Source organism: Paraburkholderia sp. FT54 (assembly GCF_031585635.1).
Lineage (GTDB): Bacteria > Pseudomonadota > Gammaproteobacteria > Burkholderiales > Burkholderiaceae > Paraburkholderia.
Window position 1 is genome coordinate 3,807,497 of the sequence record NZ_CP134195.1, and the last position, 11,898, is coordinate 3,819,394.

Below are 11,898 nucleotides of genomic sequence, written 5' to 3' on the forward strand. Positions count from 1 at the left end.
CTTCGAGGCGGCGCGCCAACACGTCCCACTGCGCCCGATGACCGACTCCGCCGACACCGCCAATCCCTTCCCCTGCGCCCGCTTCATCAAGGAAATCGGCCGCGGCCCGAATGGCGCCCGCGCGCTGACCGCCGACGATACGCGCGCGCTCTATACCGCGATGCTCGACGGCCGCGTGGCCGAACTCGAACTCGGCGCGGTGCTGCTCGCGTACCGCGTGAAGGGCGAAACCGCCGACGAACTCGCCGCGATGCTGGCGGGAGCCCATGCGTCGTTCGAGCCGGTTCATCTGCCGCACGGCGCGTTCCGGCCCGTGTCGATACCCAGCTACAACGGCGCGCGCAAGCAGCCGAATCTGGTGCCGCTGCTCGCCCTGCTGCTGGCGCGCGAGGGCGTGCCGGTATTGGTGCACGGCGTCACCGAAGATCCGGGCCGCGTGACGAGCGCGGAGATCTTCACGCATCTGCAGATTCCGCACGCGCGATCGCACGCCGATATCGAAGACGGTCTCGCCGAGCGCCGTCTTGCGTTTGCGCCGATCGACGTGCTCGCGCCGAAGCTCGCGCGCCTGCTCGCGCTGCGCCGGCGCATGGGCGTGCGCAATTCGACGCACACACTGGTGAAAATTCTGCAGCCGTTCGCGCCCCCAGGTTTGCGCCTCGTGAACTACACGCACCCGCCGTATCGCGACAGCCTCACGCAACTGTTCAACACACATCCGGACGCGGCCGTCGGCGGCGCGTTGCTTGCGCGCGGCACCGAGGGCGAAGCGGTGGCCGATACACGGCGTCAGGTGCAGGTCGACTGGCTGCACGACGGCGTCTGCGAAACGCGCGTGCCGCATGAACGCTCGTCGCCCGATGCGCCGGAAGTGGACTTGCCAGAGGCTAAAGACGCACCGACGACAGCCGCCTGGATCAGCGCCGTATTGCGCGGCGAAGCGCCTGTGCCGAGCGCGATCGAACGGCAGGTCGAGCTGATCGCGGACGTCGCAAGAATGCCGGCGTAACGGTCGCGGCGTCAGCGCTGCGGCACGCTTGCCGTCGCCCGCTGCGACCCGCGCGGGTTGACACGCCGCAACGCGCCGTCATACATTAGACCCATGCGTTCCCTTCCGAACACCCTCCGAATTACCTCCGGCCGCCTCGCGCGGCCACTATCGCTACGCCTAGCGTAAGTCAGGCGTAGCGCCGCGCGGTGGCAGCTCAGGTTGTCCATCAAGTTGCTCAAAGCGCGGTCCCTCAAGCAGTTCCGCTGTTCCCGTTTCATCCCCAAAGCGTAGTTCTTCACAACCTGTAGTCGTTTGCATTCGTCCGTTTACCGCGCGGACGAAGCGCGAGGATCAAATGCACGCCGCATGGGCCTTATCCACGTCCGTTTTCGCCGTCACGATGACGCCGTTCATTCGCGCCCGTTCGTTGTTGCCGCTAGCTACCGGCTGGCGGACCGTGCACCCCGTGGCAGTCCGCCAACCGCTCGACGCCACACCCTTTCGCAGACGACTCAACGAACGAGGCTCACCATGTTGCAGAATCCCGCTGAAAAATATCGCCCCTTTCCCACCGTGCGTCTGACCGGCCGCAAATGGCCGAGCCGCACGATCAACCACGCGCCGGTCTGGATGAGCACCGATCTGCGCGACGGCAATCAGGCGCTGATCGAGCCGATGAACGCCGCGCAAAAGCTCGAATTCTTCGAGATGCTGGTCGCGATCGGTTTCAAGGAGATCGAGGTCGGCTATCCGTCGGCGTCGCAAACGGATTTCGATTTCGTCCGCAAGCTGATCGAGGAAAACCGCATTCCCAACGACGTGACCATCGAGGTGTTCATGCCGTCAAGAGCTGAACAGATCGCGCGCGCGTTTGAAGCGCTGGAAGGCGCGCCGCGCGCCATCGTGCATTTGTACAACGCGATCTGCCCGTCGTTTCGGCAGATCGTCTTCAACCAGTCGAAAGCCGGGATCAAAGCGCTGGCCGTGGAAGGCACGCAGATTATCAAGGAGCATGCGCAGGCGCGACCCGGCACGCACTGGACCTTCCAGTACTCGCCCGAAACTTTCAATGCGGCCGAACTGCCGTTTTCACGCGAGGTGTGCGATGCGGTGGCGCAGACGTGGCGGCCCACGCGCGATCACAAGATGATCGTCAACCTGCCCGCGAGCGTGGAGGCGGCGACACCGAACGTATTCGCCGACCAGATCGAATGGATGGACCGCAATCTCGGCTATCGCGACAGCATCGTGCTGTCGGTGCATCCGCATAACGATCGCGGCACGGCAGTGGCCGCCGCGGAACTGGCGCTGCTGGCTGGCGCGGACCGTGTCGAGGGCTGTCTGTTCGGCAACGGCGAGCGCACCGGCAACGTCGATCTCGTCGCACTCGCGATGAATCTGGACGCGCAAGGCGTCGATACGGGGCTCGATTTCGCGGATATCGGGGCAGTCCGGCGCGTCGTAGAGCGCTGTAATCAGTTGCCGGTGCATCCGCGGCATCCGTATGCAGGCGATGCGGTGATGCTGGCGAAGAACAGGGAGCTACAAGGCGTCGCGGCGCATGAGCCGGAAGTGGCCGAAACTGGCGCAACGGATCGTCGCGAGAGGAGCGGCGTGGATCAGGAGAGCGTGGCTGCGTAAGAATCAGGGCGAGGTGATAGACGCAACAAACCTACCCGCAAGCGCGCTACCCGCTCGCTTGCGTCAGCTGGAGCAGCCCGCTCAAAAGGCGCGGCCGACCCGGACTGAGTGAGCTCAAAAGGCTCACTCGATTGCGCAACGCGTGGCCTGCCAGGCAATCAGGCGCCACCGTCCGTCTTCCTGCGTATGGATCGCCGTGTAGGCGATCGGAAACAGCAGCGCCCCGTTATTGGCTTCCATCTCGATCAGCGCCCGGCCGGTCACCACGCAGGTCTCACGCCCGACCGGCAGCACCTCTTGCGACTGGATCTCGATCTGCCGATAGCGGCGGCGCCCCGCGGTAATCCCGTCGATGAACTGCCGTTTCGTTTCCCGCTTGCCGTTCGTGTGAACGTAGCTCACGTTGTCCGCGAGCAGCGTGTCGAGCGATTGCCCGTCGCCGTCGACCATCGCACGAAAACGCTCTCGCTCAAGCTCACGAACCGCTTCGATTATCTTTGCCGCCATCGCTCAGCCCCTTGCACCGGTGAGCCAGACGTGGCCACGGTTGTCAGAAGTTATATTGCAGATATAGCTGGTGGAAATTTATACCAGGATTCGGCTCATTGATACCGCCGTTGGAAACATGCTGGAAGCGATAGCCCGCCTGGTACTGCTGGTGGCTGCCGAACTGCATGCCCGTGCCGGCCATGTCGGCGAACTGGAACGCAGTGCCCAGGGTGAAGGTCGAAGAAATCCGTGGACTGGACAGCAGCCGGATGCCCGCGCCCACTTCGGCATAGGGGCGGATCGAGCCCGATCCCTTGATGAAGCGGATGATCGGCGTCAAGCCGACCTCTCCAATGTTGTCGTGCACATTACCTTCGTTGGTGTGCCACCAGGCCACATGCGCCTCGCCGATCAGCGCGAAATGCCAGTCACCGATCTGCCACCAGGTCAGATCCGGATCCCACACGAATCCGAGATCCAGTTTCTTGACGTGGTGATCACCCAAGGCACCGGCCACCTGCACGCCGAACTGGTCCGCCGAAGCCCATCCAGATGTCCCCACCAGCACGGCTCCGGCCGTGATTTTTAGAGCCAGACCACGCAAAGCATTCTTTTTGTTGTCCATCTAACACCCGAGTTCCGTCGAACGTTGAACAATCCATAACTGTTTTGCGTATTGTAAAGACAAACGCAATTTAGTGAGTTGCATGAAAATCCCGACTTTCCGCAATTAGTCACTTCAAAATCGGCAAAAACAGATTATTTATAGCTGGAAAGGCGGCTTGCTAGGTAAGTTCTACACCTCATGCGAGGATGGCAGGATCAGCGTACCATGGCTATTGAATTGTGAATTTCAATAGGAATTTGCGGAACTTGGATGCCCCTACATCCTCTAAGTATTAGCACTCGACAAATCAGAGTGCTAACATCCAACGCTGGAGTCGTTACCTGAATAAGCTTTTGTCTGATTCCAAAGGAGTTTCCTACGTGAGCCATGCAATGACCCTTCCGAGTACTTTGAGCCCGTCGTCGGCTAAGGCCGCTTCGGCAGGTGCACTGGCGCTCTCGCATTCCTCGCTGCTGCCCGGTCAACTGGGCAATATCGACGCCTACATCCAGGCCGTAAATCGGATTCCGATGCTGACGCCGGCGGAAGAACGCCAGTTCGCCACCGAATTTCGCGAGCAGGACAACCTTGAGTCCGCGCGCCGTCTCGTCCTGTCGCACTTGCGGCTGGTCGTATCGATCGCGCGCAACTATCTGGGCTATGGACTGCCGCACGCCGACCTGATCCAGGAAGGCAATATCGGCCTGATGAAGGCCGTGAAGCGCTTCGATCCGGAGCAGAACGTGCGCCTCGTGTCGTACGCCATGCATTGGATCAAGGCTGAGATCCACGAATACATTCTGCGCAACTGGCGGATGGTGAAAGTCGCCACGACCAAGGCGCAGCGCAAGCTGTTCTTCAACCTGCGCAGCCACAAGCAAGGGCTGGGCGCGTTCACGCCGGACGAGATCGAAGGTCTCGCCAAAGAGCTGAATGTGAAGCGCGAAGAAGTTTCCGAAATGGAAACGCGCCTCTCGGGCGGCGACATCGCGCTGGAAGGCCAGGTCGAAGACGGCGAAGAGTCGTACGCACCGATCGCCTATCTGGCCGACTCGCATAGCGAACCGACCGCCGTGCTGGCTTCGCGTCAACGCGACAAGCTGCAAAGCGACGGTATCGCGAGCGCGCTGGACGCACTGGACGCCCGCAGCCGCCGCATCATCGAGGCGCGCTGGCTGAAGGTGGAAGACGACGGTTCGGGCGGCTCGACGCTGCACGAACTCGCCGACGAATTCGGCGTGTCCGCGGAACGTATTCGCCAGATCGAGGTGAGCGCAATGAAAAAGATGCGCGGTGCACTCACCGAATACGCGTAAAGCTTGAAGATCGTCAGCATGCCGGTTCACCCGGCGCGCGGTAGCCAGCCGCCAAGCCCCGCCCTCGCAAGACGGCGGGGCTTTTTTTCGCCCACGCCACGGCGTTTTTCGCGCACGCTCACATTGACGCAAGAACATAAGCGCGCAACATGCGTTTCTTGACGTATCGCAAACCAGATAGCAATACTGGTTGAACGGGGCAAGTCTCGCGACCCAATGCCGCAGCGCCGATCAGTTGCGCGCGAGGTTCTACTCCTAGAATCGGGATGCACTCGCCAAACCGCGGAAGCGGCCTGGCGCCAGCCGGTTTCACCGGTGTGAAGTTGCCTTCTACCGATCATGACCATAGCCCTCAATCGCAACACCACCCGTCGCCCGAACCTGCGCAAACGGTTCCATGGCTGGGTGCGCGGTCCGACGCTGGCGCGCGATATCACCATCGTCCTCGCCATCAAATTCGTACTGCTGATGGCGCTCAAGTACACGTTTTTCAATCATCCACAGGCGGAGCACATGTCGCTCCCGCCTGAGCAAGTCGCGCAGGCGCTGCTGTCCGTGCCTGCCTCGCATCCGTCCCAAGGTGATCAACATGCCCGTTAGCGAAGTCGTAGAACTGTCGCGCCTCCAGTTCGCCATCACCGCGCTTTACCACTTCCTGTTCGTCCCACTCACGCTGGGCCTGTCGTGGCTCCTCGTCATCATGGAATCGGTCTACGTGATGACCGGCAAGCAGATCTATAAGGACATGACCCAGTTCTGGGGCAAGCTGTTCGGCATCAACTTTGCGATGGGCGTCACCACCGGTCTCACGCTCGAATTCCAGTTCGGCACCAACTGGTCGTACTACTCGCACTATGTCGGCGACATTTTCGGCGTGCCGCTCGCCGTCGAAGGGTTGATGGCATTCTTCCTGGAGTCGACCTTCGTCGGCCTGTTCTTCTTCGGCTGGAACCGGCTCTCGAAGGTCCAGCACGTGTTCGTCACGTTCCTCGTCGCACTCGGCTCGAACCTGTCGGCGCTGTGGATTCTGGTGGCCAATGGCTGGATGAACAATCCGGTCGGCGCCACCTTCAACTACCAGACCATGCGCATGGAGCTCGACAGCATCTTCTCCGTGCTGTTCAATCCGGTTGCGCAAGTGAAGTTCGTGCATACCGTGTCGGCCGGCTACGTGACAGCGTCGATGTTCGTGCTCGGCGTGTCGTCGTGGTATCTGCTGAAGCGCCGCGACACTGAATTTGCGTTGCGCTCGTTCGCGATTGCCGCCGGTTTCGGTTTGGCCTCCACGTTGTGCGTGATCGTGCTCGGCGACGAATCCGGCTACCGCACCGGCGAAGTCCAACAGGTCAAGCTGGCCGCGATCGAATCCGAATGGGAAACCGCGCCCGCGCCGGCTCCTTTCACGATCATCGGGATTCCGAATCAGAAGGAAGAGCGCACCGATTACGCCATCAAGATTCCGTATGCGCTCGGCCTGATCGCCACACGTTCGCTCGATGAACCCGTGGTCGGCCTGAAGGACCTGATGGCGCGCAACGAAGTGCGCATCAAGAACGGCATGCTCGCCTACGCCGCGCTGCAGAAGCTGAAACAAGGCGACATCACCGACGAAGCCAAAGCCGCCTTCGACGCGCACAAACAGGATCTCGGCTACGGCCTGATGCTCAAGCAGTTCACCGCGAACGTCACCGACGCCACACCGGATCAGATCGCCCAGGCCGCGAAGAAAACGATCCCACCTGTAGCACCTGTGTTCTTCTCATTCCGCTTGATGGTGGGCCTCGGCATATTGTTCCTCGCCACCTTCGTGCTGGCGTTCTGGTTCTGCGCGCAGCGCTCCCTGTTGCTGGAGAAGCGCCGCTGGTTTTTGCGCTGGGCCGTGTGGGCGATTCCGCTGCCCTGGCTCGCAGCCGAGTTCGGCTGGATCGTCGCTGAAGTGGGCCGTCAGCCGTGGACGATTGCGGGCATTCTGCCGACCAACCTGTCGGCCTCGAGCCTGACGCCGAGTGACCTGTATCTGAGTATCGCGGGCTTCGTGGTGTTCTACACGGTGTTGTTCATCATCGAAATCATGCTGATGTTCAAGTATGCGCGGCTCGGACCCTCGTCACTGCACACGGGCCGCTATCACCACGAACAACAGCCGCTGAATCAGCCGCTGCCGACCAACACGGCCGCATGATTCGCCGCCACTGAGCTTCAAAGGGAAAAGATCATCATGGATTACGCAACCCTCAAACTGATCTGGTGGGCACTGATCGGCGTGCTGCTGATCGGCTTCGCGCTCACTGACGGCTTCGACATGGGCGCGGCGATTCTGCTGCCGTTCATCGGCAAAACCGACGCCGAGCGTCGCATCGTCGTGAACACGGTAGGCGCGACGTGGGAAGGAAATCAGGTCTGGCTCATCACGGCGGGCGGCGCGATGTTCGCCGCGTGGCCGCTGGTGTACGCGGCGTCGTTCTCCGGCTTCTATTTCGCCATGCTGCTGGTGCTGTTCGCGCTGTTCTTCCGGCCGGTTGGCTTCGACTATCGCGGCAAACGTGAAGACCCGCGCTGGCGCACGGCGTGGGACTGGGCGCTATTCGTCGGCGGCTTCGTGCCGGCACTGGTGTTCGGCGTCGCGTTCGGCAACCTGCTGCAAGGCGTGCCGTTCTCGTTCGATACCGACCTGCGCGTCACTTACCACGGCGGCTTCTTCGAATTGCTCAACCCCTTCGCGGTGTTGTGCGGCCTCGTCAGCGTTTCGATGCTGGCCGCGCACGGCGCAGCCTTCGTCAAGATGAAAGCGGACGACATCGTCGCCGTGCGAGCTTCGCTGGCGCTGCGAATTGCCTCATTGGCGACCGTGGTGTTGTTCCTGATTGCCGGCGCGCTGATCGCAACGATGATCGGCGGCTACCAGGTGATCGACGCCCCGCCGCTCGACACGGTCGCCAATCCGTTGATGAAGAACGTGATCGGCGCACCCGGACTGTGGCTCACCAACTACGCCAACTATCCGTGGATGGCGAGCGCGCCGGTGGCGGGTCTCGTCGGCGGCGTACTGGCCACGTTGCTTGCGCGCTCACGCTTCGAAAAGAGCGCCTTTCTGTCGACCTCGCTGATGATCATCGGCGTGATCCTGACGGCGGGCTTCTCGATGTTCCCATTCATCATGCCCTCCTCGCTGGACGGCCGCAGCAGCCTCACCGTATGGGATTCGACTTCGAGCCGCATGACGCTGCAGATCATGCTGATCGCCGTGATCGTGTTTCTGCCGATCGTCCTGATCTACACCAGCTGGGTGTATCGCGTGATGCGCGGCAAGGTGACCGCCGCAGCGCTTCAAGAAAATCACCATACGATGTATTGACCGGCAATACGCTCAACAGGAGTTTGCGATGTGGTATTTCAGTTGGATTCTCGGAATCGGCGCGGCGTTGGCCTTCGGTATCATCAACGTGATGTGGCTGGAGTCACGCCGGCCGTCGGAAGCAGGCGTGCAGAAAACACGCTAAGACATCATGTGCCGGTGGCGCGCCGGTAAACGGAAAAGCGGCAGCTTGTGAACTGACCCCGCAAAGTTGGACAGTTTGAGTTCAGGTTTGAGCGGGCTGGGTTCTGTACATCACAGGACTCAGCCCGTTCAGTTTGAGCTTGATGCGTTTGTGGTTGTAGTAGTGAATGTATTGTCTGATGCCAGCCTTCAACTCGTCGATACTTTCAAACCTGCTCAGCCGGAAGAACTCCGCCTTGAGCGTGCCAAAGAAGCTTTCCATTGCCGCATTGTCGTAGCAGTTTGCCTTGCGCGACATGCTCTGCGTCAGGCCGTGTTGATCCAGCAGCCTCCGGTAAGCAGGCATCTGGTACTGCCAGCCCTGGTCTGAATGCAGCAGCGGGGTCTCCTGGGGACCAAGCTTTGCCAGCGCTTTTTTTAGCATGCTGCTGACCAGATCGAAGACCGGTCGGGTGTTCATCTGATAAGCCACGATCTCGCCGTTATACAGATCCATGATCGGCGAGAGATACAGCTTCTGACCCAGCACGTTGAACTCCGTCACGTCCGTCACCCACTTCTGATTGGGCTGCTGTGCGCTGAACTCGCGGTTTAACAGGTTCGGCGCAATACGGCCGACTTCGCCGCGCCATGAGCGGTATTTCTTCGCGCGCACCAGCGATTTCAGTTTCAGTTCTCCCATCAGACGTTGCACCGTCTTGTGGTTCACGCTCGGGCCTGCCTGCCGGATCGCCGCCGTGATGCGCCGGTAGCCATAACGGCCCTTGTGGCGTTCATACACAGTCTTGATGCGGGTTTTGAGGTCCTTGTGCCGCTCACCGGCATCCGGCACGCTCAACTGGTAATAGAACGTGCTGCGCGCCAGACCCGCTGCCTTCAGCAAAGCGGGCATCGGGTGGTGCTGCCGGAGCTCCTGCACTATTTGCGCTTTTTCTTCTGCACGCCCTGCTTCTTTGCCTGAAGCAGGGCATCGAGCTTTTTTAGATAGGCCACCTCCGCGCGCAGGTACTCGTTTTCCTTGAGCAACTGCTCACGCGTGCGCTTATCTGGCGCACTGTCTTCGGTCGGCTTTTCAGGAACTGGCTGGGTCATGGTTTTGCGGCGCCATCGTGGACGAGGCGCCAGTGCGTCGATACCGCCTTCATGATACCGGCGTTCCCATTGCGCTATGCAGCCCGGACTGCGGATGTCGAACACCGCAGCCACCTGCCGGTATGGCAAATCCTTCTGCCACATGTGCATGAGTACCGACATCCTGAACTGCGCGTCATAGTGACTGAATTTCTTGCGCAGTCCGTCCTGTCCATGTTGCTCGTAGGCCGAAATCCACAGCTGTAAAACCGAGCGACTCACTCCATACCGCTTTGCAAGTACCTCGACACCAGCCGAACCGGCCACGTACTGCTTCACCAGCTTCAGCTTTAACTGCTCACTGTACTTCGTCATGAAAAACACCCCAAAAGGTTGGATCGGTGTCCAACTTTTGGGGTGCAGTTCACTTGAATCAATCGAGCTGCCGCTTTTTTATTGCCGGGTTATCTGAAGAGACGCCGCGCGCCGCTCCTTCATCAGCACAGCATCATGCCGGCAAAGGCGTTGCGCCGCCGCTTGGCGCCGTGCGCGTTGCCAGCTTTTCAGCATAGCGTTGCGCCGCGTCGCCGACGACGATATGGAACGTGTCAGCAGAAATCCACGCCGTATCGAGCGTCGCCAGACGCTGACGATCGACCGCCGACGGATCGCGCACGACGATACGCAAACGCGTTGCGGCCACCGCATCCAGCGACACCACGTTGCCCGCGCCACCGAACACGGCGAGCCAGCGCAGCGGATCCGGGTCGAGCGGACCGCCCTGAGCGTCCGATGCCGCAACCGGCGCCGGCGCAGCCGCCACAGCCGAAGCGGCTGCCGCCGGCTTCACCGCATCGCCGCCACCTTGCGCGATCACCGTGCGGATTTCGTCCGCGATGATGTCCGCCTCCGGTCCGATGATCACCTGCACATTGGTCGAGCCGCGCTTGAGAACGCCACGCGCGCCGATCGTCTTCAGTTCGTTTTCGGAGACCTTATTCGAATCGACCACCGACAAACGCAGACGCGTCGTGCAGGCATCCACCACCGACAGATTCGACGCGCCGCCCAGCGCCGCGATATAACGCTGCGCACGCGGCACAGCCGCACCGGCGACCGGCGAAACGAAACCACCCGCGGCGAACGAGTCGACTTGTTCGTCGGCTGTAGCGGGTTCGCGGCCCGGCGTTGCCATGTTGAATTTGCGGATGAAGAAACGGAACAGGCCGTAGTACACCACCATGTAGACGAGGCCGAGCGGGATCGCCCACCAGCCCTTGGTCGACAGGCCGTAGTTCAACACGTAGTCGATTGCGCCCGCGGAGAACGTGAAGCCGAGGTGAATGCCGAGCGCCGAACAGATGGCGAGCGAGAGGCCCGTCAACAGCGCGTGGATCACGTACAGCACCGGTGCGAGGAACATGAAGCTGAATTCGATCGGCTCGGTCACACCCGTCAGGAACGACGTGAGCGCCATCGAGAACAGCAGGCCGCCGACCACCGCGCGGCGTTCCTTCGGCGCTTCATGGAACATGGCCAGGCACGCAGCCGGCAGGCCGAACATCATGACCGGGAAGAAGCCCGTCATGAAGGTGCCCGCAGTCGGGTCGCCCGCGAAGAAGCGATGCAGGTCGCCCGTCACCGCAGCGCCGCCCGGCGGCGTGAACGTGCCGAACACGAACCACGTCAGCGAATTGAGGATGTGATGCAAACCCGTGACGAGCAGCAAGCGGTTCAGCACGCCGAACACGAACGCGCCGAGCGCGCCGGCCGTGGTCAACCAGTGGCCGGCCGTATCGATCACGGCCTGCACCGGTTGCCACACGTAGCCGAACACGATGCCGAGCACGAGGCAGACCACCCCCGTGACAATCGGCACGAAGCGTTTCCCTCCGAAGAAGGCGAGGTAGTCGGGCAGCTTGATGTCTTTGTACCGGTTGTACAGCAAGCCCGCGACGATACCCGCCACGATCCCGGACAACACGCCCATGCTGAGCTTGTCGTTGATATCCTTCATCACGGCGACTTCGACCAGATAACCGATCGCGCCCGCCAGACCCGCCACGCCGTTGTTGTCCTTCGCGAAACCGACCGCCACGCCGATCGCGAACAGCAGCGGCAGGTTGTCGAAGATCGCGCCGCCAGCGTCGGCGATCATCTTGATGTTGAACACATCGGGTTGGCCGAGGCGAAGCAGCAGGCCGGCAACCGGCAGCACCGCAATCGGCAGCATCAGCGCGCGTCCCAGGCGCTGAATCTTCAGAAACGGATTCCCATCCATTGA

Annotated in this window: 10 protein-coding genes and 1 pseudogene; 7 read left to right on the top strand and 4 right to left on the bottom strand. The window is 61.3% G+C overall.

The window, feature by feature from the left end; all coding sequences use genetic code 11:
* Positions 1–37 precede the first annotated feature (37 nt).
* Both ybiB and RI103_RS17485 read left to right on the top strand, forming a co-directional pair.
* Positions 38–1,009 (top strand): DNA-binding protein YbiB, encoded by a 972-nt coding sequence (gene ybiB / locus RI103_RS17480; RefSeq protein ID WP_310813160.1) that lies wholly within the window; start codon positions 38–40, stop codon positions 1,007–1,009.
* 513 nt (positions 1,010–1,522) lie between these two features.
* Positions 1,523–2,563 (top strand): annotated as a pseudogene (locus RI103_RS17485) (2-isopropylmalate synthase); the annotation flags it as partial.
* Positions 2,564–2,755: 192 nt separating this feature from the next.
* Here RI103_RS17485 and RI103_RS17490 read toward each other — a convergent pair.
* On the bottom strand, positions 2,756–3,139 hold the full coding sequence (locus RI103_RS17490) for a nuclear transport factor 2 family protein (protein ID WP_132376133.1): 384 nt from the start codon (positions 3,137–3,139) through the stop codon (positions 2,756–2,758).
* 43 nt (positions 3,140–3,182) lie between these two features.
* The gene (locus RI103_RS17495; protein WP_310813161.1) at positions 3,183–3,746 is read right to left on the bottom strand and encodes an acyloxyacyl hydrolase; all 564 of its coding nucleotides are present in this window, start codon (positions 3,744–3,746) and stop codon (positions 3,183–3,185) included.
* A gap of 362 nt (positions 3,747–4,108) precedes the next feature.
* Between RI103_RS17495 and rpoH the strand changes: the two genes are divergently transcribed.
* The 5 genes from rpoH to cydX all read left to right on the top strand — a co-directional run bounded on the left by rpoH (position 4,109) and on the right by cydX (position 8,544).
* Complete coding sequence (gene rpoH / locus RI103_RS17500; protein WP_310813162.1) at positions 4,109–5,044, top strand: RNA polymerase sigma factor RpoH; 936 nt, start codon at positions 4,109–4,111, stop codon at positions 5,042–5,044.
* Between the two features lie 339 nt (positions 5,045–5,383).
* Positions 5,384–5,644, top strand: a complete 261-nt coding sequence (gene cydP, locus RI103_RS17505) for a cytochrome oxidase putative small subunit CydP (RefSeq protein WP_310813163.1) — start codon at positions 5,384–5,386, stop codon at positions 5,642–5,644.
* Positions 5,634–7,226 (top strand): cytochrome ubiquinol oxidase subunit I, encoded by a 1,593-nt coding sequence (locus RI103_RS17510; protein WP_310813164.1) that lies wholly within the window; start codon positions 5,634–5,636, stop codon positions 7,224–7,226. Before cydP ends, RI103_RS17510 begins: the two co-directional genes overlap by 11 nt.
* 36 nt (positions 7,227–7,262) lie before the next feature.
* Positions 7,263–8,399: a cytochrome d ubiquinol oxidase subunit II gene (cydB, locus tag RI103_RS17515; RefSeq protein ID WP_310813165.1), complete on the top strand. Its 1,137-nt coding sequence runs from the start codon at positions 7,263–7,265 to the stop codon at positions 8,397–8,399.
* A gap of 28 nt (positions 8,400–8,427) precedes the next feature.
* Positions 8,428–8,544 (top strand): cytochrome bd-I oxidase subunit CydX, encoded by a 117-nt coding sequence (gene cydX, locus RI103_RS17520; protein ID WP_310813166.1) that lies wholly within the window; start codon positions 8,428–8,430, stop codon positions 8,542–8,544.
* A gap of 81 nt (positions 8,545–8,625) precedes the next feature.
* On the opposite strand, the gene RI103_RS17525 is transcribed toward cydX, so the two are convergent.
* Together RI103_RS17525 and nagE are read right to left on the bottom strand one after the other, a co-directional pair.
* Positions 8,626–9,989, bottom strand: a protein-coding gene (locus RI103_RS17525; RefSeq protein ID WP_310812657.1) for an IS3 family transposase whose coding sequence is annotated in 2 segments (ribosomal slippage) — positions 8,626–9,527 and positions 9,527–9,989 — 1,365 coding nt in all. Because the reading frame shifts where the segments join, the coding sequence is not laid out codon by codon here.
* A 133-nt stretch (positions 9,990–10,122) separates the two neighbouring features.
* The gene (gene nagE, locus RI103_RS17530) at positions 10,123–11,895 is read right to left on the bottom strand and encodes an N-acetylglucosamine-specific PTS transporter subunit IIBC (RefSeq protein ID WP_310813167.1); all 1,773 of its coding nucleotides are present in this window, start codon (positions 11,893–11,895) and stop codon (positions 10,123–10,125) included.
* Positions 11,896–11,898 lie beyond the last annotated feature (3 nt).